This is a genomic window from Achromobacter sp. JCM 18799 (genome assembly GCF_055395645.1).
The window spans coordinates 2,297,910-2,320,354 of the sequence record NZ_AP043866.1 but is presented as its reverse complement, the minus strand read 5'-3'; the positions used below and the strand labels follow the sequence as shown (position 1 = coordinate 2,320,354).

17 protein-coding genes are annotated in these 22,445 nt (G+C 66.7%); 9 read left to right on the top strand and 8 right to left on the bottom strand.

Translation table 11 applies throughout. From position 1 onward, the window contains the following. Nucleotides 1-10: 10 nt before the first annotated feature. The 4 genes from ACZ5YA_RS10935 to ACZ5YA_RS10920 all read right to left on the bottom strand — a co-directional run bounded on the left by ACZ5YA_RS10935 (nucleotide 11) and on the right by ACZ5YA_RS10920 (nucleotide 3,794). On the bottom strand, nucleotides 11-373 hold the full coding sequence (locus ACZ5YA_RS10935) for a VanZ family protein (protein WP_059372186.1): 363 nt from the start codon (nucleotides 371-373) through the stop codon (nucleotides 11-13). Between the two features lie 76 nt (nucleotides 374-449). Further along, complete coding sequence (locus tag ACZ5YA_RS10930; protein WP_059372188.1) at nucleotides 450-1,880, bottom strand: mannose-1-phosphate guanylyltransferase/mannose-6-phosphate isomerase; 1,431 nt, start codon at nucleotides 1,878-1,880, stop codon at nucleotides 450-452. Between the two features lie 5 nt (nucleotides 1,881-1,885). Beyond that, the gene (locus ACZ5YA_RS10925) at nucleotides 1,886-2,338 is read right to left on the bottom strand and encodes a GDP-mannose mannosyl hydrolase (RefSeq protein ID WP_059372823.1); all 453 of its coding nucleotides are present in this window, start codon (nucleotides 2,336-2,338) and stop codon (nucleotides 1,886-1,888) included. Between the two features lie 46 nt (nucleotides 2,339-2,384). Then, nucleotides 2,385-3,794: an undecaprenyl-phosphate glucose phosphotransferase gene (locus ACZ5YA_RS10920; protein WP_059372189.1), complete on the bottom strand. Its 1,410-nt coding sequence runs from the start codon at nucleotides 3,792-3,794 to the stop codon at nucleotides 2,385-2,387. A gap of 242 nt (nucleotides 3,795-4,036) precedes the next feature. Between ACZ5YA_RS10920 and ACZ5YA_RS10915 the strand changes: the two genes are divergently transcribed. The 7 genes from ACZ5YA_RS10915 to ACZ5YA_RS10885 all read left to right on the top strand — a co-directional run bounded on the left by ACZ5YA_RS10915 (nucleotide 4,037) and on the right by ACZ5YA_RS10885 (nucleotide 13,654). Further along, nucleotides 4,037-5,173, top strand: a complete 1,137-nt coding sequence (locus tag ACZ5YA_RS10915) for a polysaccharide biosynthesis/export family protein (protein ID WP_059372191.1) — start codon at nucleotides 4,037-4,039, stop codon at nucleotides 5,171-5,173. Between the two features lie 62 nt (nucleotides 5,174-5,235). After that, nucleotides 5,236-7,497 carry a GNVR domain-containing protein gene (locus tag ACZ5YA_RS10910; protein ID WP_059372194.1) on the top strand — a complete coding sequence of 754 codons (2,262 nt, stop codon included), beginning with the start codon at nucleotides 5,236-5,238 and terminating at the stop codon, nucleotides 7,495-7,497. Between the two features lie 20 nt (nucleotides 7,498-7,517). Continuing rightward, the gene (locus tag ACZ5YA_RS10905) at nucleotides 7,518-8,921 is read left to right on the top strand and encodes a phosphomannomutase/phosphoglucomutase (RefSeq protein ID WP_059372196.1); all 1,404 of its coding nucleotides are present in this window, start codon (nucleotides 7,518-7,520) and stop codon (nucleotides 8,919-8,921) included. Between the two features lie 13 nt (nucleotides 8,922-8,934). Beyond that, entirely contained in the window at nucleotides 8,935-10,602 is a 1,668-nt protein-coding gene (gene pgi, locus ACZ5YA_RS10900; protein ID WP_464092495.1) for a glucose-6-phosphate isomerase, read from the top strand. Between the two features lie 8 nt (nucleotides 10,603-10,610). Continuing rightward, the gene (gene galE, locus ACZ5YA_RS10895) at nucleotides 10,611-11,660 is read left to right on the top strand and encodes a UDP-glucose 4-epimerase GalE (RefSeq protein WP_464092494.1); all 1,050 of its coding nucleotides are present in this window, start codon (nucleotides 10,611-10,613) and stop codon (nucleotides 11,658-11,660) included. A gap of 174 nt (nucleotides 11,661-11,834) precedes the next feature. Then, nucleotides 11,835-12,782 carry a serine O-acetyltransferase EpsC gene (gene epsC, locus ACZ5YA_RS10890; RefSeq protein WP_059372204.1) on the top strand — a complete coding sequence of 316 codons (948 nt, stop codon included), beginning with the start codon at nucleotides 11,835-11,837 and terminating at the stop codon, nucleotides 12,780-12,782. Between the two features lie 53 nt (nucleotides 12,783-12,835). Continuing rightward, complete coding sequence (locus ACZ5YA_RS10885) at nucleotides 12,836-13,654, top strand: NAD-dependent protein deacetylase (protein WP_118933837.1); 819 nt, start codon at nucleotides 12,836-12,838, stop codon at nucleotides 13,652-13,654. A gap of 161 nt (nucleotides 13,655-13,815) precedes the next feature. Here the strand turns inward: ACZ5YA_RS10885 and ACZ5YA_RS10880 are convergent, their stop codons facing one another. The 3 genes from ACZ5YA_RS10880 to ACZ5YA_RS10870 all read right to left on the bottom strand — a co-directional run bounded on the left by ACZ5YA_RS10880 (nucleotide 13,816) and on the right by ACZ5YA_RS10870 (nucleotide 17,678). Continuing rightward, the gene (locus tag ACZ5YA_RS10880; RefSeq protein WP_059372208.1) at nucleotides 13,816-14,670 is read right to left on the bottom strand and encodes an inositol monophosphatase family protein; all 855 of its coding nucleotides are present in this window, start codon (nucleotides 14,668-14,670) and stop codon (nucleotides 13,816-13,818) included. 148 nt (nucleotides 14,671-14,818) lie between these two features. Beyond that, entirely contained in the window at nucleotides 14,819-16,288 is a 1,470-nt protein-coding gene (locus ACZ5YA_RS10875; RefSeq protein ID WP_054453045.1) for an NAD-dependent succinate-semialdehyde dehydrogenase, read from the bottom strand. A gap of 124 nt (nucleotides 16,289-16,412) precedes the next feature. Then, nucleotides 16,413-17,678, bottom strand: a complete 1,266-nt coding sequence (locus tag ACZ5YA_RS10870) for a 4-aminobutyrate--2-oxoglutarate transaminase (protein ID WP_464092493.1) — start codon at nucleotides 17,676-17,678, stop codon at nucleotides 16,413-16,415. A 95-nt stretch (nucleotides 17,679-17,773) separates the two neighbouring features. On the opposite strand from ACZ5YA_RS10870, the gene pdxR reads away from it, so the two are divergent. Next, nucleotides 17,774-19,294, top strand: a complete 1,521-nt coding sequence (pdxR, locus tag ACZ5YA_RS10865) for a MocR-like pyridoxine biosynthesis transcription factor PdxR (protein ID WP_353506935.1) — start codon at nucleotides 17,774-17,776, stop codon at nucleotides 19,292-19,294. On the opposite strand, the gene ACZ5YA_RS10860 is transcribed toward pdxR, so the two are convergent. Continuing rightward, nucleotides 19,280-20,176, bottom strand: coding sequence for a DUF72 domain-containing protein (locus tag ACZ5YA_RS10860; RefSeq protein ID WP_306637460.1), 897 nt, complete (start codon nucleotides 20,174-20,176; stop codon nucleotides 19,280-19,282). The two genes, pdxR and ACZ5YA_RS10860, sit on opposite strands and share 15 nt — an antisense overlap. Nucleotides 20,177-20,295: 119 nt before the next feature. Here ACZ5YA_RS10860 and ACZ5YA_RS10855 point away from each other — a divergent pair, with 119 nt between their 5' ends. Then, a complete protein-coding gene (locus ACZ5YA_RS10855) occupies nucleotides 20,296-22,401 on the top strand; it encodes an ATP-dependent helicase (protein ID WP_059372831.1) in 2,106 nt (701 codons plus the stop codon). The last annotated feature ends 44 nt before the right edge of the window (nucleotides 22,402-22,445 follow it).

Sequence of the window (22,445 nt, the reverse complement as noted above, 5' to 3'; positions counted from 1 at the left end):
GGTTGTATCCTTAAGACTTAATGACTGCACGAAAGGAGCCGAAGGCTGCGGTACCAATGTGCAATGAGATTACTGTTGCACCAGCCGCGGAGATATCGGCCAAAAGGTCTAATAGTTCAGCCTGTCGATAGGGAAAAAGGGACTGGATTGCTTCATCCAGCGCACCCAGCATTGCGATCGCCACCAGGGCCGTCAGCGCCGGGCGACGGTTGACCGAGAAATAGATCAACGTGGTCAGGAAGGCGTAAGCCGCAAGATGCAGACGCTTGTCGCCAAACGCGTCCGACATCTCGGCGGCCAGGCCCGGCAGGTTGCCCACTGTTACCAGCACGGCGAAGAACAGCCCCGCCAATGGCAGGCACAGCCGCGCCATGCCTGGCCTGAAAAAGGGCGCCCCCTCGGGTGGCAGCGAGCGTGCGGAGCGCGTGCGGCGTGGGGGCTCCTTCTTTTCATACCCGGCCATACATGTCCTGGAATCTGACGATGTCGTCTTCACCCAGGTAAGCGCCCGATTGCACCTCGATGATCTCCAGCGGGATCTTTCCCGGGTTCTCCAGGCTGTGGATCTCGCCCAGCGGGATGTAGGTCGACTGGTTCTCGGTCAGCAGGTACTGCTTGTCGCCGTTGTAGATGCGCGCCGTGCCCGAGACCACGATCCAGTGCTCCGCGCGGTGATGGTGCATCTGCGAGGACAGGCGCGCGCCGGGCTTCACCGTGATGCGCTTGACCTGGTAGCGCGGACCCTGGCCTACCGAGTCGTAGGATCCCCAGGGCCGCTGCACTTCGCGGTGATGGTTCAGTTCCGAGCGGTGCTGCGTCTTGAAGATCTCGACCAGCCGCTTGACGTCCTGCGAGCGCGATTTGTGCGCCACCAGCACCGCGTCGGCGGTTTCGATCACGACGATGTCGTCCAGGCCCACCGAGGCCACCAGCCGACTGGTGGAGTGGATCAGGCAGTTGCGCGAATCCTCCACCATGACGTCGCCGGTGGTGGAGTTGCCTTCCACCGTCTTCTGGGCGATGCCCCAGACCGCGTCCCAGGCGCCCACATCGCTCCACGAGGCGGCCAGCGGGATGACCACGGCGCTGTCCGTGCGTTCCATGATGGCGTAGTCCATGGAATCGCTGGGGCACGCTTCGAAGGACGGGCCGTCCAGGTGGAACAGCGAGTTCTCGCCATGCCCGATAGCCACGGCCGCCTGCACCTGCTCCAGCATCTTGGGCGCCAGGCGCGCCATTTCCGACAGGAACACCGAGGCTTGGAAGGCGAACATGCCGCTGTTCCAGTAATAGCCGCCATCTTCGATGAAACGCTGCGCGACCTCGGGAGAGGGTTTTTCAACGAAGCGGCGCACGCGACGCGCGGGCGCCATCACGCCGGGCTCGTCCGCCTGGATGTAGCCGTAGCCGCTGAGCGGCGCGGTGGGATTGATGCCGAACGTCACCAGCGCACCCTGCAGGGCGGCCTGATAGGCCGCGGCGAAGGCGGCCTGCAGCACCTCGCCGTCTTCCAGCACGTGGTCCGACGGCATGATCAGCATGACCGGGTCCTCGCCGTCGCGCATGGCGCGCAGGGTGGCCGCGGCGATGGCCGGCGCCGTGTTGCGCGCGAAGGGCTCCAGGATCACTTCCACGTCCTTGATGCCCAGTTCCAGCGCCTGCTCCGCCGCGATATAGCGGTGCGCGTCGTTGCAGACCAGGATGGGCCGGGCCTCGGCGCCTGCGGACCCCAGCCGCAGCAGGGTGTTCTGCAACAGGCTGCGGTCATCGGTCAAACGGATGAACTGCTTGGGCAGCAGTTCGCGCGACAGCGGCCACAGGCGCGAGCCTGAACCGCCGCAGAGTATGACTGCCCGGTACGGGGGAGGGGGATTGGTCATGGCGCTCACTCCTTGAAGTAGGCCTGGGTGTAGGGGTGCACGCCGGGATCGGCGGCGAGGGCACGGGCGGGCAGCCAGCGGTAGCTGCGGTGCTGGGCCTGGGGCAGGCTGGAAATGTCCAAAGAAAGCTCGGCCTCATAGGCGAGGACGACGTAATGGGTGGAGCGTCCGGCTTCACCCGCAAAATTGGTGCCGTAAAAGTGCTCGTACACGCCGCGCGGGGTCCAGGCCAGCTCGCTGACCGGGATGCCCAGCTCGTCGCGGGCGATGCGGCGCAGCGCCGCGTGCAGGGTTTCGTTCTTGCGGATCCGCCCGCCCGGCACGAACCAGGCGCCCTGGGCAGGGGGATTGGCCCGCAGGCCGGTCAGGTAGCGGCCCGCGGCGTCGCGCAGCAGCAGGTCGATGGAAACCAGCGGCAACATCTCGACCGCCTGGCGGAACTCCGCCTGCGCCAGCATGCCGTCGCGGACCGCGGCCTTGCGTTGCTCGGGCCATCCCAAAGGTTTAGTAGACATTGCGGCCCGTCCATCCCGACAACGCCGTGCGGGCGATGATCTGCAGGTCCATCCTGAACGTCCAGTGCTGGATGTAATAGATGTCGTACTCGACGCGATCGCTCATCTTGCGCAGCGTGTCCGTCTGTCCGCGCAGGCCGTTGACCTGCGCCCAGCCCGTGATGCCCGGCTTGACGCGGTGGCGCATCATGTAGCGTTGCACCAGGTCCTTGTACATTTCGTTGTGCTCCAGGGCGTGCGGACGCGGTCCCACCACCGACATGTCGCCCATGAGCACATTCAGGAACTGCGGCAGTTCGTCCAGGCTGGTGCGCCTGAGGAAGCCGCCGATGCGCGTGACGCGGGCATCGTTGCGGGTGGCCTGGGTGACCACGCCATGCTCCTGATGCACCGTCATGGTGCGGAACTTGTAGACATGGAAGACCTTGCCGTCCACGCCCAGCCGCGGCTGGGTGAAGAACACGGGGCCACGCGAAGTCGCCTTCACCAGGATCGCCACCGTCAGCATCACGGGCGACAGCCCGATTAGCGCGCAGAAGGCGAAGCTGCGGTCGAAGATTTCCTTGGCCCAGCCGCGCACGCCGGCAGCGGGCAGGCTGTTGAGCTGTATGGCGGGCAGGCCCAGGAATTCGCCGATGCGGTGTCCCAGCAGCTGGATCGACATGACATCGGGAATCCAGCGGATATCCACCAGGTCATTGCGCAGGTGATAGAGGACTTCGCGCAGTTCCTGGCCCGCTTCCATCGGCAGCACGATCCAGATCTCGCGGACGTTGTGCTCATGCACGAAGCCATGCAGTCCGTCCAGCTCATGCAGGCGGCGGACTTGCGGCGGCAGGTTCTCATGGGGCTCGGCGTAGATGCCGGCCACTTCGTAGCCCGCGCCGCGGTATTGCTCGACGCGGCGCCACAGGTCATGGCCCAGCGCGCCGAAGCCCACCAGCAGCACGCGCTTGCGGTCCATCCCGCGGTCGCGCGCCGCGCCCAGCACCGCGTAGACCGCAATCCGTAGGCCGGCCAGCGTCAGCGCCGACATGCCAAACCACGTAGCCGCCCATACGCGGGATATCGCCGCGGTCTGGTGCATGAGAAAACTGATGCAGATGCCCAGCGCGAACACCAGCGCCCAGGCCGCCAGGCTGCGCACGACCAGGTCGGTCAGCAGGCGGCCGCGCCACGATACATAGAGGCGGAAGGCCGGGAAGATGGCCACCACGCCCAGGCCGCACAGGTACACAAGGAACAGATGGATCTGCGGAGGATCCGCCAAGGCATCGTCCGAGAATTTCAAGCCGGTGGCAGTCAGGCCGCAGGTGATCACGATCGCGGCATCGAGCAAGCGATAGAGATAGCTTGCTCCGCTGAATCTAGACGACGTGTCCGTTTGGGACGGGTCCATCGCGCACTCCTGTTCGTGGGGAGCCGCCGTGCGGAAGGCAAAAACTGTGCACCGCCGCAAAGCTTGTGGCTACCGACAAAATCTTATTGAGTGCGCAACGCACCCGAAACCTCCAAACGATGTAGGAGAAGGCTTAGGACATCCGTCGAATGTGCGGGCCTAGGAAAAGAGAGTGGAATGTCGCAACCCGTTACGCATCGGGCTCACTCCAAGCAACGAAGTCATTCACAAGTGGATTTGCCATGACGACATTTTTCGGAACGTTGAGCCGAGGCATAGCAGCTATCGCGCTCGTGTCCTCGCTGGGCGCTTGCGCCTTGTCTCCCGGTATGACCTTTGACGCCAATCAGCTTGCGGATCCGTTGGATCCGAACTCCAAGGCGGTAATCAAGGAAATCACGCCCTCGCTGGTGCTTGAAGACCAGCGCGCGCGCCAGGCATTGCTCGACAACGAAGGGGTCGACAAGCTCTATGGCAAGTCCGGGCCGTACCTGATCGGGCCCGGAGACATCCTCTCGATCGTGGTGTGGGATCACCCCGAACTCGTTCTTCCGACGCAAACCTACGCCATCGGGACAGGGGTAACGGAACTAGCCATTGGAGACACCGCCTCGGGCATTCCGGGCTATACGGTTTCATCCACTGGATATATCCAATTTCCCTATGCGGGATTGCTGAAAGTGGCCGGGTTGACGGAACTTCAGGCGCGCAATCTCATAGTGAATAGTTCAAGCAAGTACATCCAGGATCCGCAGATCACCGTACGCGTTCTGGGATATCGCAGCAAGCGTGTTTACGTGGATGGCGAAGTGAAGACGCCGGGCGCAATCGCGATCAACGATATCCCGATGACCCTGTTGGAAGCCGTCAACAGGGCCGGAGGCATTCTGCCCACGGGCGATCGCAGCGCGGTCTACGTGATCCGTGACGGACGCCGTACTCGCGTGAACGTGCCTGCGCTGATCGAGCGTGGCCAAGACCTGAATCAGGTGCTGCTGAAGTCGGGCGACATCGTCAGGGTCACGCCGCGCGACGACAGCAAGGTGTTCGTGATGGGCGAGGTGACCTTGCCCACCGCGGCAGTGATGCGTGACGGACGCATGTCGTTGACCGAAGCGCTGGGCTTGGCCGGAGGACCGAACCAGCTGACCTCGAATCCGTCGCAAATATTCGTTGTGCGCAGCACTGAGCAAGCGACGCCGCTGGTGTTCCACCTGAACGCCGGCTCGCCGCAGACTCTTGCGGTGGCGGAGAAGTTCGAGTTGCAACCCAAAGACGTGGTGTTCGTGGATACGGCGGCCCTGGTGCGGTGGAACCGCTTCATCAGCAACCTGTTCCCGAGCGCCCAGACTGTACAGACCGTGAAGTCCATAGATTAGTCCGCCTTAAACCACGCCTGGGGACGCCGCGACCGCGGCGGCGTCTTCTCTTGGAGAGCTGCATGTCGTTGCCCATCGAATCGTTCGAGCCGTCCGTGCCGGCTCGTCAGCAGGAAACTCCGTTGTCGTCCCATGTGGACGCCATCTTTTCCAACCGGTGGATGATCATCGCGATCACTCTGCTTGCATTACTGGGGGCGCTTACCTATGTGATGATCACGCCCAAGGTGTACTCGGCCGACATCATCGTGCAGGTGGAAGAGGAAATGCCGCAGGGGCAGAGCCGCAGCCTGCTCGGCGACGTATCTTCCATGTTCGATACCAAGGCGGAGACCTCGGGCGAAATGGAAGTGCTGCGCTCGCGCATGGTGGTCGGACCCGCCGTCGACAAGTTCCTGCTGTACATCCAGGCCAAGCCGCGCTATTTCCCCGTGATCGGCGAGTGGCTGGCGCAGCGCTACGAAAGCCTGCCGTACCCGTCGAGCCTGCCGCGCGGCGGCTATGCATGGGGCGGCGAAGCCATCGCGATCTCGCAGCTGGACGTGCCCAACGAATGGCTGGGCAAGCCCTTTCGCGTGACCACGCTGGGCGAAGGGCGCTATACGTTGAGCGACAAGTTCACGGGCGCCACCTTCAACGGCACCGTGGGCAAGCCCGAGCATTTCCGGCTGCCTGGGGGCGGCGCGATGGACGTGCATATCGACGCGCTGACGGGACGCCCCGGCACCGAGTTCACGGTGTCGCGCAGTTCGCGCCTGGCGGCCATCGAGGACGTGCAGGCGCGCCTGGGCATTTTCGAGCGCGGCCGCACATCGGGGGTGATCGGCGTCACGCTGGAAGGCAATGATCCGGCGCTGACGACTGCCGTGCTCAACCAGATCGGCCAGGAATACGTGCAGCAGAACGTGAACCGCAAGTCGGCGCAGGCCGAGAAGTCGCTGGTATTCCTTGAACAGCAGCTGCCGGTGCTCAAGGGCGAGTTGGACGCCGCCGAGACCAAGTACAACTCGCTGCGCAACAAGCGCGGCACCATCGACCTGAGCGAAGAAGCCAAGCTGATCCTGGCGCAATCGGTGGACGCGCAGACCAAGGTGATGGAACTGCGCTCCAAGCGCCAGGAAATGATTACCCGCTTCGCGCCGACCCACCCCAGCATCGTGGCGCTGGACCGCCAGATCGCCGGGCTGACCGGGGACGTGAACCGCATCGGCAACAACATCCGCCAACTGCCCGACCTGGAGCAGGACGTGGTGCGCCTGGTGCGCGACGTGCGCGTCAACACCGAGCTCTACACGGCATTGCTCAACAACGCCCAGCAGCTGCGCCTGATCCGCGCCGGCAAGGTGGGCAACGTGCGCATCCTGGATTCGGCGGTGCAGCCGGACAAGCCGGTGCGTCCCAAGGCCGCCATCATCATCGGCGTGGCGACCGCCTTCGGCCTGATCTTCGGCATGCTGTGCGCGTTCGTGCGCAATGCGCTGTTCGGCGGCCTGTCCGAACCCGACGACGTCGAACGCCATACCGGCCTGCCCGTGTTGGCCGCCATTCCGTACAGCGACATGCAGGACAAGCTGTGGCGGCGCAGCCGGCGCAAGAACGCCAGCGTGCCGGCGCTGCTGGCCCAGAGCCAGGGCAACGCGCCGCCCATCGAAAGCCTGAGGTCGTTCCGCAACGTGTTGCAGGCGTCGCTGCGCCAGTCGGCCAACAACATGGTCATGTTCACCGGGCCGGTGGCAGGCGTGGGGAAGTCCTTCCTGTCGGCCAACTTCGCTTTCATCCAGGGCGGCGTGGGCAAGCGCGTGCTGCTGATCGACGCTGACTTCCGCAAGGGCCAGCTCAACCGCTATTTCGGCGTGCCCAAGGAGGACGGCCTGTTCGAAGTGCTGTCGGGCACGATACCGCTGACCCAGGTCCGCAAGCACAGCGTGTCCGAGGGCGTGGACTTCATCGCTACCGGCGCGGTGACCTTCGACCCGTCGGAGCTGCTGGCGTCGCCGGTGTTCGGCGAAACCCTGCGTGAACTGGCCTCGCAGTACGACATGGTGATCCTGGACACGGCGCCCGTGCTGTCGTCTCCGGACGCCGCCGTGGTCGGCACGCATGCGGCCGCAGTGATGGTGGTGGTGCGCTCGGGCATGAACACCGTGGGCGAAATCCGCGAGACGGCCAAGCGCCTGATCCAGGCGGGCGCACCGGTGGACGGCGTGCTCTTCAACGGTCTCAAGCTCATGCCGGAACGCTTCGGCTTCCGGTCCAAGTACGGCAGTTACCGCTACTCCCGTGCGGCGTATTACGGCGATTTCAAACAGAACGGCCCTAAATAACGCCACCCGGAGAAACTGGCATGCACGGAACTTTTGGCTGGGACACGCCGCAAATTCTGGATGCGGTTTTCAAGGCTTACGACATACGCGGCACGGTGCCGGATGAAATCGATGCGAGGTTCGCGCACAGCCTGGGGATGGCGGCGGGAACCCAGGCCCGCGAACAGGGGGCGCGGTCCATCGTGGTGGGGAGGGATGGCAGGCTGAGCAGCGTCGAGCTGGCGGCCGCCTTGCAGGCGGGCCTGCGCTCGGCGGGCATGCACGTCATCGACATCGGCATGGCGACCACGCCGATGGTGTACTTTGCGACGCGCCTGATGGACACGGGCGCGGGCATCGCGGTCACGGGCAGCCACAACCCGCCCGCGCACAACGGCTTCAAGATCGTGCTGGACGGCGCCTCGCTGTATGGCGAGGGCATCACCGCGCTGCGCGATGCGATGCGCTTGCCGATAGAGTCGGCCAGCGCATCGGGCGGGCGCACGCAAATGCAGATCATGCCGTGCTACACCGCGCGCCTGATGGGCGACATCCGCATGGCGCGTCCGATGAAGATTGCGATCGATTGCGGCAATGGCGTGGCCGGCGCCGCGGCGCCGGCGCTGTTCCGCGCCCTGGGCTGCGAAGTGGTCGAGCTGTTCTGCGAGGTCGACGGTTCGTTCCCGGGCCATCACCCGGATCCTGCCGATCCGCAGAACCTGCAGGATCTGATCTATTGCCTGCGCTACTCCGACTGCGAGGTCGGCCTGGCGTTCGACGGCGACGGCGACCGGCTCGGCGTGGTGACCAAGACGGGGCAGATCATCTGGCCCGATCGCCAGCTGATCCTGTTCGCGCGCGACGTGCTGTCGCGCAATCCGGGCGCCGAGATCCTCTATGACGTCAAGTGCAGCCGCCACGTGGCGCGCGCCATTACCGAGGCGGGCGGCAAGGCCACCATGTGGAAGACGGGGCACTCGCTGATCAAGGCCAAGATGCGCGAAACCGGCGCGTTGCTGGCTGGCGAGATGAGCGGCCACATTTTTTTCAAGGAGCGCTGGTACGGCTTTGACGACGGCATCTACGCCGCCGCCCGGCTGCTGGAGATTCTGTCCGGCGCGCCGGACCCCTCGGCCCTGCTGGAAAGCCTGCCGCAGTCCTGCGCCACACCCGAAATCAAGCTGGAAACCGCCGAAGGCGAGCAGTTCGACCTGGTGGAAGCGCTGCGCGCGCAGGGACAGTTTCCCGGCGCGCAGTCCATCAACGACCTGGACGGCATCCGGGTGGACTACGCCGACGGCTTCGGCCTGGCGCGTCCGTCCAACACCACGCCGACGGTGGTATTGCGTTTCGAAGGGGACACGGTGGCCGCATTGGCCCGTATCGAGGAGGATTTCCGCAACGCGTTCCGACGCATTGCCCCTCATGTTCGTTTACCGTTTTAAGGAGCATCACGCGATGGGAAAGGCCAAGTATGCGGTTGAGGCGCTAAGGGCGAATTCGGGCCTGGCGGACAGCCCGGAGTGGCAGGCGTTCGCGCAGGCCGCGCACGGCGCGGAATTGGACGGCGCGGCGCTGAAGGTCATCGAGGCGGCGGGTCTGTGCGTGGACCTGAGCATGCAGCGGCAGTCGCCGGCGCTGGAAGCCGCGGCCATGTCGCTGCTGCAGGCGCGTGGCGTGGCGGATGCGCGCCAGGCTTTGTTCGCGGGCGAAGCGGTCAACTGGACCGAAGGCAAGCCGGCATGGCATACGGCGCTGCGCGCCGGGCGCACGCGGGAACAGCCCGACGGCCAGGATGCGGACTCCGTCTGCGAGCATTCGCGCATGACGGACTTCGTGCGCCGGGTGGACCAGACGGCCGACTTCAACACGGTGCTGCATATCGGCATCGGCGGCAGCGATTGGGGGCCGCGCCTGGCGGTCCAGGCGTTTGGCGGGGCGCAGCAGCGCCGGCAGATCCGCTTCGTGTCCAACATCGACGGACACGCGTTCCATGATGCGGTGGCCGGGCTGGATCCGCGCCGCTGCCTGGTAGTGGTGTCTTCCAAGTCCTTCACCACCGCCGAGACGCTGCACAACGCGCGCGCGGCCATCGCCTGGCTCAAGCAGGGCGGCGTGGCCGACGTGTCCGAGCACCTGGCCGCTGTCACCGCCAACGTGTCGGCGGCGCGCGCGCTGGGTGTGCCGTCCAGCCAGATATTCAAGATGTGCGACTGGGTCGGCGGGCGCTATTCGGTCTGGTCGGTGGCCGGCCTGTCGATCGCGCTGACGGTGGGCGCTGACGTGCTGATCGGCATGCGGGCGGGCGCCGAAGCCATGGACCAGCATTTCCAGCAGGCGCCGTTCGCGTCGAACGCGCCCATCCAGCTCGCGCTGGCGGGCCTGGTCAACTGCAGCGTGCTGGGCCAGAACTCGCTGAACATCGCGGCCTATAGCGCGCGGCTGCTGCACCTGGTCACCTATCTGCAGCAGCTGGAAATGGAGTCGCTGGGCAAACGGGTCGCGGGCGATGGCGCGGCGGTCGGGGTGCCGACGGCTCCCATCATCTGGGGCATGCCTGGCACCGACGGGCAGCACACCTTCTTCCAATGGCTGCATCAGAGCGAAGAGGGCGCGCCGGTGGACTTCATCGCCAGCCTGCAAGGCCACGCGGACAGTCCGGATGCGCACCGCATGCTGTTGGCCAACTGCCTGGCGCAGCGCCAGGCGCTGCTGCGCGGCAAGTGCCTGGAGCAGGCGCTGATGGATGTGGCGTACATCGACGACCAGGAGCGCGCGCTGAGCCTGGCGCAGCACATGGTGCATCCGGGCGGGCGGCCTTCGACCCTGATCGTGCTGCGCCAGCTGGATCCGCGCGGCCTGGGCGCGCTGCTGGCGCTGTACGAGCACAAGGTATTCGTGCAGAGCGTGGTCTGGGGCATCAATCCCTTCGACCAGTGGGGCGTGGAGCTGGGCAAGCGCCTGGCCACCGGCATCGAGCGGGAGCTGGCGGTGCCGGTGTCGGCCGGCGTGGTGGACTGGGGCCATGACGCGTCCACCTCGTACTGGATCGACCGCTACCGCAGCCATGCGCAGGCGCCGCGGCCGCGCCATGCCTGGGTGCCGGGCGTGGCGGCGCATCTGTGAGGGAGACCATGCAGGACATGCATGTATTGGTGACGGGCGGCGCGGGCTACATCGGCACGCACACGCTGGTGGCGATGCTGGCGGCGGGCCAGCGGCCGCTGGTGCTGGATAACTTCAGCAACGGCAGCCGCGAGGCCGTGCGCCGCGTCGAGCGCCTGTGCGGCGTGGAGATCCCGCTGGTGGAAGGGGACATCCGCAGCCCCGGCCTGGTCGAATCGGTGCTGGCCGAATCGGCGGCGCGCGGCGCGCCGGTGCAGGCGGTGCTGCATCTGGCCGGCAGCAAGGCGGTGGGCGAGTCGGTGGCCGATCCGCTCAAGTACTACGACAACAACGTCGGCGGCTCCGTGACGCTATTGCGCGCCATGCGCGAGGCGGGCGTGGCGCGCATGGTGTTCAGTTCTTCGGCCACTGTCTACGGCGAGCCCCACTTCCTGCCGCTCACCGAGGCGCATCCGCTGGCGCCGACCAACCCCTACGGCCGCACCAAGCTGATGGTGGAGGAAGCGCTGCGTGACGTTTGCGCGGCCGATCCCGCGTTCAGCGCGGTGACGTTGCGCTACTTCAATCCCATCGGGGCGCATCCGAGCGGCCAGATCGGGGAAAGTCCGCGCGACATTCCGAACAATCTGTTCCCCTACATCACCCAGGTGGCGGTGGGGCGCCAGCCGTTCCTGCGGGTGTTCGGCGACGATTACGAGACGGCCGACGGCACGGGCGTGCGCGACTACCTGCACGTGATGGACCTGGCGCAGGGGCATGTGCAGGCGCTGGCCTATTCGGAGCGCCATCCCGGGTTCGTGGCGATCAATCTGGGCACGGGGCAGGGCACCAGCGTGCTGGAGCTGGTGCATGCGTTCGAGCGGGTCAACGGCTGCCGGATTCCCGTGCGCCCGCAAGCCAGGCGTCCCGGCGACGTCGAGAAAATGTGGACCGATCCTGCGCTGGCGGCATCTTTGTTCGGCTGGCGCAGCACGCATGACGTGGACGCGATGTGCGCGGATGGCTGGCGCTGGCAGCAGGGCAACCCACAGGGCTACGAACAGGACACAGGGACATAACCCCTGCGCCGTATCGGATGGATTCCGCGAAACCGGCGCGAGCGGTTACAGTTGACGGAAATATTGCGAAGCAGCATTGCCCGGCGGCCTGGCCGCCGCGGCCGTGCACCGTCAACGAGGCGCACCCATGTTTGAATTCAATCCCTCTACCGGCTTCCTGCAGGAGCCGCAGTCATGAGCGGGCCGACCTACAGCGCGCCGGCCCACTGGAACCTGGATAGCATCGTCTCGGGCCTGCGCGAAGCGCGCGTGGCCTGGCGCGGTCCCCGCGGCCGCCTGCGCGAAGACGCCGGCCTGCGCGAATTCCCGTCGCAGGAAAGCCTGCGCCAGATCGTCAAGGACCTCTGTGGCGCCTTGTTCCCGATGCGCCTGGGTCCGATCGACCTGCGCGAGGAGGTCGAGGACTTTTACGTCGGCCACACCATCGGCGCGGCGCTCGACGCGCTGCTGCACCAGGTCTGTCTGGAACTGCAGTACGTGGGCCGGCCCGAACAGACCGGGCCCGCGGATGCGCGCCAGCGCGCCATCGAGATCGTGCGCCAGTTCGGCGCCGAGCTGCCGCGCGTGCGCGCCGCGCTGGACCTGGACGTGACCGCGGCCTATCAGGGCGACCCGGCCGCGCACAACGTGGACGAGGTCCTGCTGTGCTATCCGGGCGTGGCGGCGATGATCCACCACCGTCTGGCCAATGTGCTGTATCGCCTGGGCGCGCCGATGCTGGCGCGCATCGTGGCGGAAATCGCGCATGCGGATACGGGCATCGACATCCACCCGGGCGCCACCATCGGCCGCAGCTTCTTCATCGACCACGGCACCGGCGTCGTGATCGGCGAGACCGCCATCATCGGCGACCGCGTGCGCCTCTATCAAATGGTCACGCTGGGCGCCAAGCGCTTCCCGCCCGGCGAAAACGGCGAACTCAAGAAGGGCCTGGCGCGCCACCCCTTGATCGAGGACGACGTGGTGATCTACGCTGGCGCGACGATTCTCGGCCGCGTCACCATCGGCAAGGGTTCGACCATCGGCGGCAACGTCTGGCTGACCCGCAGCGTGCCGCCGGGCAGCAACGTGACCCAGGCCAGCCTGGTCAGCGACATGCCCGACTGCGGCCTGGGCGGGTGAGCAGCTTGAGGCCGCTGCCCTCCTCGCGCAGCGGCCGGCCCTGAGGAGCCTGGATGGACACTCGAGTCTCTGATCTGGCCGCGCTGCGCGGCTTTGTCGACCGCCACCCGCGGCTGTTCGTGCTGACGGGAGCGGGCGTCAGCACCGACTCCGGCATCCCCGACTACCGTGACACCGAAGGCGAATGGAAGCGCAAGCCGCCCATGACGCTGCAGACCTTCATGGGCGGCGAACTGGCGCGGGCGCGCTATTGGGCGCGCAGCATGGTGGGCTGGCGCCGTTTCGGTCAGGTGCAGCCCAATGCCTCGCACCGGGCGCTGGCGCGGCTGGAATCGCGCGGCCGCGTTTCGGTGCTGGTGACGCAGAACGTCGATGGCCTGCACGAGGCCGCCGGCAGCCGCGACGTCGTGGACCTGCACGGCCGGCTGGACGAGGTGCGTTGCATGGCCTGCGATTGGCGCGGCGGCCGCCAGGCCTGGCAAGAGGCGCTGCAGGACGGCAATCCGGAATGGACGCTGCTGGAAGCCTCGGACGCGCCTGACGGCGACGCCGACCTGGAAGGCGAGGACTTCGCGCAATTTCAGGTCCCGCCCTGTCCGCGCTGTCGCGGCATCGTCAAACCGGACGTGGTTTTTTTTGGTGAAACCGTGCCGCGCGAGCGCGTGGACCACGCCAACGCCGGCCTCATGAACGCGGACGCGGTGCTGGTGGTGGGGTCATCGTTGATGGTGTATTCCGGCTACCGCTTCGTCAGCGCCGCGTCGCGCAACGGCATGCCGATAGCTGCCATCAACCTGGGGCGCACCCGCGCCGACAGCATGCTGACCCTGAAAGTGGAACTGCCCTGCGCCGTGGCGCTGGACGCGCTGTAATACGCCCTAGGGCCGGCCGGTTTTTGACCGGTCTAAGCAAGTGCTTGCCCTGCAAAGGTTTTTTTCCGCTGTTACAGACCTTTCCATAGGGTTGTCCACAGGAACTGGGGATAACTCCTAGGGATAACCCCGAGTTTTCGACCTTTTTCGGGCAGCGTTTGTCAAGTCTCGGCGGCGTCCGCCATGTCCCCCATTAGCGCCTTGCGGGCCGCGTGCCAGCTGCCGGCATCCGGCGCATACAGCAGGCCGCCGGTGCGATGCGTGGGCTTGTAGGGCGAACCGTCGAAGTGGGCCGCGTAGCCGCCGGCCTCGCGGTGCAGCAGCCAACCGGCAGCGTGGTCCCAGGCCGTCAACTGGTTGTAGAACGCGATGTGGCAGTGCCCGGCGGCCAGCATGCGGTACTCATGCGCGGCGCAACGCAGCGAGGCGGTGCTGCCCAGGCGCGACAGGTTGCTGTTGACGGTGGTGCGCATCGGCTCGGGCAGGGCGCCGGTCGAGATCAGGCCGTCCATGTCTTCGGGCGGCGCGGGGCTGGCCACCGCGAGCTGGGCCTGCTTGCCGTTTTCATATTCCATCCAGGCGCCTTCACCGCGCACGGCGAGGGCGCTGTCGCGGCTGACCGGGTCGTAGATGACGCCCGCGATCACGTCGCCGCGATGGCAGGCGGCGATCATCATGCCGAAGAGAGGCAGGCCCGCGACGTAGTTGCGGGTGCCGTCGATGGGGTCGATCAGGAAGGCCAGGTCGGCGTCGACCAGCATGTTCAGCAGCGCGGGATTGCGGGCCGAGGCTTCTTCGCCGATCAGCACGGCGCCCGGATGCAGTTTGGCCAGGCGCGCGGCGATCAGGCGCTCGGCGGCTTCGTCCGCGTCGGTCACCAGGTCGCGGGCGGAGCTTTTGCCGCGCACCGCGCCTTCCGGCAGATTGCGAAAGCGCGGCATGACTTCCGTCTGCGCGGTTTCGGCCAGGATAGCGGCAAGCCGGCGGGTGTCCTCGCGGGTGAAGGTTCTGCTCATACGGACTCGTTCGGTCAGGGAACGCGCAAATCTACCATGCCCGGCGCAGGCCGCGATGCAACATATCGGACTCCCGCCAGCACGCCGGGCAAATGCAAGCGGCCCCCGCCGGCAGAAACCGGCGGGGGCCGCAGTGCGCCAGGGGCCGTCAGGCGCCCAGGTCCACGCAGAGGTACTTGATTTCCAGGTACTCTTCGATGCCGTACTTCGAGCCTTCGCGGCCCAGGCCGGATTGCTTGACGCCGCCGAACGGACCGACTTCATTGGAGATGATGCCGGTGTTGATGCCGACGATGCCGTACTCCAGGGCCTCGGACACGCGCCAGATGCGGGCGTAGTCGCGGGTGAAGAAGTAGGCGGCCAGGCCGAAGATGGTGTCGTTGGCCATGCCGATGACTTCCGCTTCGGTTTCGAAGCGGAACAGCGGGGCCACCGGGCCGAAGGTTTCCTCGGTCGCGAAGCGCATGGACTGGGTCACGTCGCGCACCACGGTCGGTTCGAAGAAGGTGCCGCCCAGCGCGTGGGGCTTGCCGCCGGCGATCACCTTGGCGCCGTGCGCGGTGGCGTCGGCGATGTGCTCCTGCACCTTTTCCACGGCGCTGCTGTCGATCAGCGGACCCTGGGTCACGCCGTCGGCGAAGCCGTCGCCGACCTTCATGGCCTCGACCTTGGCGACCAGGCGCTTGGCGATTTCTTCGTACACGCCGGCCTGCACGTAGATGCGGTTGGCGCAGACGCAGGTCTGGCCCGCATTGCGGTACTTGGAAGCCAGGATGCCGTCGACCGCGCGGTCCAGGTCAGCGTCGTCGAACACGATGAAGGGCGCATTGCCGCCCAGTTCCAGCGACAGCTTCTTGATGGTGGGCGCGCATTGCTCCATCAGCGTGCGGCCGACTTCGGTGGAGCCGGTGAAGCTCAGCTTGCGCACCACGTCGCTTTCGCACAGGGCCGCGCCGATTTCGCGCGAGCTGCCGGTTATGACGTGGAACACGCCCGCGGGCACGCCGGCTTCTTCAGCCAGCACGGCCAGCGCCAGCGCGGTCAGCGGGGTCTGCTGGGCGGGCTTGACCACCATGGTGCAGCCGGCGGCCAGGGCCGGGCCGACCTTGCGGGTGATCATGGCGGCGGGGAAGTTCCACGGCGTGATCGCGGCGGTGACGCCGATGGGCTGCTTGAGCGCCATCAGGCGCTGGCCGGCCTTGGGGCTTTGCAGGATGTCGCCGTCGATGCGCTTGGCTTCTTCGCCGAACCACTCCAGGAACGAGGCGGCGTAGGCGATTTCGCCGGCGGCTTCGGTCACGGGCTTGCCCTGCTCGGACGTCATGATGGCGGCCAGGTCCTGCTGGTTCTGCATCATGAGCTGGGCCCACTTCAGCAGGATGGCGGCGCGTTCCTTGCCGGTCTTGGCGCTCCAGGCGGGCAGGGCGGCCTCGGCGCTGGCGATGGCCTGTTCGGCTTCCTTGCGGCCCAGCTTGGGCACCGACACGATGGTCTTGCCGGTGGAGGGATTGTCCACGGGGATGGACGGGCCGTTGCCGGCGGCTACCCACTTGCCGTCGATGTAGCAGGCGTCGCGCAGCAGATCGGGGCGCGCCAGGGGATGGGTCAGTGCGGTCATTATTGGAGTCTCCTTGAAGGGATGCGGTGGGCCAGGAAACGGCTTGCGGGCGTGGCGGCTGATCCGCTACGCCCGCAAAACTTGTGCCTGCCCGCCGGAATACCGGTAGTTCAGGTCCTGTGCGTCAGGCGGCGAGCGCCTCGGACAGGATGGCCAGTGCGCGATCGAACTGGGCGTCGGGGATGGTCAAGGGGTACAGGAAGCGCAGGACGTTGCCGTACACACCGCAGCTTAGCAAAATCAGACCCTTTTCGATGGCGCGGGCTTGCACGCGCTTGACCGCTTCGGCGTCCGGCTTGCCGGTGGCGGGATCGTTCAGTTCCAGGGCGACCATGGAGCCCAGGCCGCGCACGTCGGCGATGCCCGGCACCTTGGCGCGCAGGCCTTCCAGATGCGCGCGCAGCTTGTCGCCCAGGGCGACGGCGCGTTCGCACAGCTTTTCCTCGGCGATCACGTCCAGCACGGCATGCGCCGCGGCGACCGCCAGCGGGTTGCCGGCATAGGTGCCGCCCAGGCCGCCGGCGGCGGGGGCGTCCATGACGTCGGCGCGGCCGACCACGCCCGAGATCGGGAAGCCGCCGCCCAGGCTCTTGGCCATGGTGATCAGGTCGGCCTGGACCGAGTGGTGTTCCATGGCGAACAGCTTGCCGGTGCGGCCGAAGCCGGTCTGGACTTCGTCGGCGATCAGCAGGATGCCGTGCTCGTCGCAGACCTTGCGCAGCGCCGTCATCAGTTCAGGCGGGGTGATGTTGAAGCCGCCTTCGCCCTGGACAGGTTCGAGGATGATGGCCGCGACGCGCTTGGGATCGATGTCGCACTTGAACAGCAGGTCCAGCCCCTTGAGCGAGTCCGCCACGGTGATGGACTGGGTGGCGTTGGGGAAGGGCACGTGATAAATGTCGCCCGGCATCGGGCCGAACGACAGCTTGTACGGGGCGACCTTGCCGGTCAGCGCCATGCCCAGCATGGTGCGGCCATGGAACGAGCCCGAGAAGGCGATGACGCCCGAGCGGCCGGTGGCCGAGCGCGCGATCTTGACGGCGTTTTCGACGGCTTCGACGCCGGTGGTGAAGAAGGCGCTCTTCTTCAGGCCGTCGATGGGGGCGAGGCGGTTGATGCGCTCGGCCAGCGAGACATAGCCTTCGTACGGCACGATCTGGTAGGCCGTGTGCGTGAAGTTGTCCAGCTGCGCGGCGACCGCGGCCTTGATCTTCGGGTGCAGGTGGCCCGTGTTCAGGACGGCGATGCCGCCTGCGAAATCGATGTATTCCTTGCCATTGGCGTCCCACAGGGTGGCGTTTTCGGCGCGCACCGCGTAGAAGTCGCACATGACGCCGACGCCACGCGGCGTGGCCAGGGAACGGCGGGTATTCAGGTCCTGATTCTTCATCTCAGCCTCGGAGAGCATGATGGGCGGGAAAACCTTATTTAATGCTACGATGGCCCCATTTGTGGGAACCACTTTTATAAATCGGGTAGAACCAATTGCGGTCCATAGTCGGTGACTTGCTGCAGCTGCGGCTGGCGGACGGCTCCAGCGAGCCCATGAACAAGCGGCTGTACCGCGGCATCCGTGAAGCCATCCTGGATGGAGCCATTGCCGCGGACTCGCGCCTGCCCGCGTCGCGCGACCTGGCGGCCGAGCTCGGCATCGCCCGCAACACGGTGGTTCACGTCTACAGCCAGCTGCTGGCTGAAGGCTACACCCGCAGCCGCCAGGGCAACGGCACCTTCGTCAACGCCTCGGTGCCGGATTCCTACCTGGCCAGCGGCCGGCGCAAGCGCCAGCCGCCGCCCGCGCAGCCGCGCCCGGCGCTGTCGCCGCGTGGCGCCGCCATCGTCGATGGCGTCTCGGCCTCGCCCTACCAGTGGGGCGCCTTCATGCCCGGCGTGCCCGACCTGACCGAATTCCCGCACAAGAAGTTCGGCCGCATCTTCAGCGCCTTGTGGCGCAATCCCTCGCCCGACCTGCTGACCTACGCCTACGGCGGCGGGCTGCCGGCCCTGCGCGAGGCGCTGGCCCAGCATCTGGCGCTGACCCGCTCGATCGATTGCGATCCCGAGCAGATCATCATCACCGAAGGTTCGCATCAGGCCATCGACCTGACCACCCGCATCCTGGGCGAGGCCGGCGAGACCGCCTGGGTCGAGGATCCGGGCTACTGGGGGGCGCGCACCATCCTGCAGGCCAACGGCCTGCACACCGTGCATCTGCCGGTGGACGAGGAAGGCATGCGCCTGCCGGAAACCGTTGGCACGCCGCCGCGCTTCATCTTCGTCACGCCCTCGCACCAGTATCCGCTGGGGCCGGTCATGTCGCTGACGCGCCGGCGCCAGCTGCTGGCGGTGGCGCGGCAAAGCGGCAGCTGGATCATCGAAGACGACTACGACAGCGAATTCCGCTTCTCCGGCCGGCCCATCGCTTCGCTGCTGGGGCTGGAACCGGACGCGCCCGTGATCTATATGGGCACCTTCAGCAAGACCTTGTATCCGGGCCTGCGCGTGGGCTATCTGGTGCTGCCCAAGACCTTGACCGCCGCGTTCCAGGCGGCGCACGCGGAGCTCTACCGCGAAGGCCACCTGATGACGCACGCGGCCCTGGCCACGTTCATCTCGGAAGGCCACTACGCCGCCCACATCCGCCGCATGCGCATGCTGTACGGACGCCGCCGCGCCATGCTGGTCAATCTGATCGAACGCAGGCTGGGGCCGGATTGGCTGCATCGCGACGCCAGCATGGCGGGGCTGCACCTGGTGCTGACGCTGCCGCAGGACATGGACGACCTGCGCGTGGTGGATGTGGCGCGCAGCAAGGGCGTGCTGACGCGCGCGCTGTCGCGCTACTACGTCAACGACGAAGGCCGCCGGCCTGGCCTGCTGCTGGGCTACGCCTGCGTGCCCGAGCATGACATCGCGCGCAAGTTCGAGGTGTTGCTGGACAGTCTGAACGAAGTGGCGCGCGCGTCCGCCGCGGCGCAGCCCGTGGCCGCGTCAGGCGGGCGCTAGCGCTGCCGCGAAGGCCGCGGCGTTGCGCATGCCCTGGTCTTCGAAGTTGGTGTTGAACACCGCGTGCGCCTGGGCGCTTTGCGCCGCCAGGCGTGAGAAGCGCTCGGCCAGCTCGGCCAGTTCCTGTTCCGAGTATTCGTATTGGAAGCGGCCCGAGGACGCTGCGCCGGACACGTTCCAGGTGGCCGTGTTGCGCCCATGCAGGCGCAGCAGCGTCAGTTCCGGATGGGTGCATTCCCAGACCGCGGGGACGGTGTTGTCGAACCCTTGCGGACTGTCGACCACCGTATGGACCACCCCGAGATCGCGTTCGAAGGCCAGGGTGTCCGCGGTGGCGGCGGGCGAATCGAACCAGCTGCGGTGGCGGAATTCCACCGACACCAGGTGTTCTTCCATGCGGCGCGCGCAGTCGGCCACCCGCGCCCGGCCGCGCGCATCGCGCCGGATCCAGGGCGGAAACTGGAAATGCACCGCGCCCAGCTTGCCGGCCATGCGCAAGGGCTCCAGCGCAAGCTGGTAGCGGCGCCAGAGTTCGTCGCGCAGGTCGGCGGGCATGCGGTCGTGGTAGATGACGGGTTCCGGCCAGTCAGGGAGTTCGCGCCGGATGTCCGCGGGCAGTGCGGACAGCGGCGTCTGATGGCCGGTGAACAGCCGGAAGGCCTTGATGTTGAAGACGAAATCGTCCGGCGTGCGCTGCGCCCACAAGTAGGCGTTTTCGGCCGTGGGCATGGCGTAATAGCTGGAATCGACCTCCGCCATGGGAAAGCGCGAGGCATAGAAGCGCAGCCGCGCTTCGGCGCTGCGGACCTCGGGCGGGTAGAAGCGGCCGCAGGCCAGCAGGGTGGGGTCGGTCCAGGAGGCGGTGCCGCTCAAGAGGCGCATGGCCACAGGCAAATCAGACTTTATCGAAAAAATTCTGTATAAATATACAGTGTTCATTCGTGGCCCGGCAATGTCCGGGCTCGCCGTTTTCAGCGGCCGCCATGCTGCGGCCCCGTCCCATGTCCGACCAAACCGATACGTCCAACCCGTCCGCCGAACGTCCCGATCCCCTGGCCGATCTCAATCCCGCCCAACGCGAGGCCGCCGAGTTTGGCGTGGCCGGCGCGCCGGGGGACGACGGTCCCCTGCTGGTGATCGCCGGGGCCGGCTCGGGCAAGACCAATACGCTGGCCCACCGGGTCGCGCACCTGATCCTGAACGGCGCCGATCCCCAGCGCATGCTGCTGTTGACCTTCTCGCGCCGCGCGGCGCTGGAAATGGAGCGGCGCGTGGGCTCGGTGCTGCAGCGGGTGATGCGGCTGCGCGCCACGCAGCAGGCGCCGTCGCTGCCCTGGGCCGGCACCTTCCACGCCATCGGCGCGCGCCTGCTGCGCGATTGCGCGCAACGCATCGGCCTGTCCGAAGCCTTCACCATCCATGACCGCGGCGACGCCGAGGACCTGATGGGCATGGTGCGCCACGAGCTGGGCCTGTCGTCCACCAAGTCGCGCTTTCCGCTCAAGGGCACCTGCCTGGCCATCTATTCGCGCGTGGTCAACAGCCAGACGCCGGTGGCCGACGTGCTGAAGACCTCCTTCCCCTGGTGCGCCCAATGGGAAGACGAACTCAAGAACCTGTTCCGCGCCTACGTCGCGGCCAAGCAGGACCAGCAGGTGCTGGACTACGACGACCTGCTGCTGTACTGGGCCGAGATGATGGGCGATCCCGGCATCGCGGCCGACGTGGGGGCGCGCTTCGACCACGTGCTGGTGGACGAATACCAGGACACCAACCGTCTGCAGTCCGCCATCCTGCTGGCGATGAAACCCGACGGCCGCGGTTTGACGGTGGTGGGCGACGATGCCCAATCCATCTATTCGTTCCGCGCGGCCACGGTGCGCAACATTCTGGATTTTCCGAACCAGTTTCCCAATCCGGCCCGGGTCATCACGCTGGACCGCAACTACCGTTCGACCCAACCCATCCTGAACGCCTCCAATGCCGTGATCGGCCTGGCCACGGAGCGCTACGCCAAGGACCTGTGGACCGACCGCCAGTCGTCCCAGTTGCCTGAACTGGTGACGGTCAGCGACGAAGCCGGCCAGGCGCGCTGGGTGGCCGACCAGGTGCTGGCGCAGCGCGAGGGCGGGGCCACGCTCAAGTCGCAGGCGGCGCTGTTCCGCACCGCCAGCCACAGCGCCGCGCTGGAACTGGAGCTGACCCGGCGCAACATTCCCTTCGTGAAGTTTGGCGGCCTGCGCTTCCTGGAGGCCGCGCACGTGAAGGACCTGTTGTCGATATTGCGCTGGGCGGAGAATCCGCGCGGCCGCATGGCGGGCTTTCGCGTGGCGCAGTTGCTGCCGGGCATCGGACCCGCCACGGCCGGCAAGCTGATGGACGCCATGTCCGCCTCCGCCGAACCGCTGCGCGCGTTGCGTGAATTCAAGCCGGGCGCGGCGGCGCAGGAAGAGTGGGGCGCTTTCGCCGATACCTATTCGGCCTTGTGCGATCCCGCGCTGAAATGGCCCGCCGACGTGGACCTGGCCCTGCGCTGGTATGGCGCGCAACTGGAACGGCTGTACGACGATGCGCGCGTGCGCCGCGCGGACCTGGACCAGCTGGTGCGCATCGCCGCGGGCTACGGCACGCGCGAACGCTTTCTTACCGAGCTGACGCTGGATCCGCCGGACGCCACCAGCGACGAGTCCGGCGCGCCGCATCGCGACGAGGACTACATGATCCTGTCCACCATCCATTCCGCCAAGGGCCAGGAATGGAAGGCGGTCTACGTCCTGAACGTGGTGGACGGCTGCATCCCGTCGGACATGAGCACCGGCACGGCCGAGGAAATCGAGGAAGAGCGCCGCCTGCTGTATGTGGCGATGACGCGCGCCAAGGAACGGCTGCAGCTCATCGTGCCGCAGCGCTTCTACGTGCACCAGCAGACCGGCATGGGCGACCGGCACGTCTACGGTTCGCGCACGCGCTACATCACCAATGCGATGCTGCCGCTGTTCGATCACTTGCCCAAGCTGCCGGATCTGCCCGCCGGGCGCGCAGCGCCCAAGGAGCCGCAGGCGCCCAGCGTGGATGTGGCCAAGCGGGTGCGCAACCTGTTCTCGTAGGCTGGGCTATCATCGGCCGATACACAAGCTGTCCGGTCGGGATC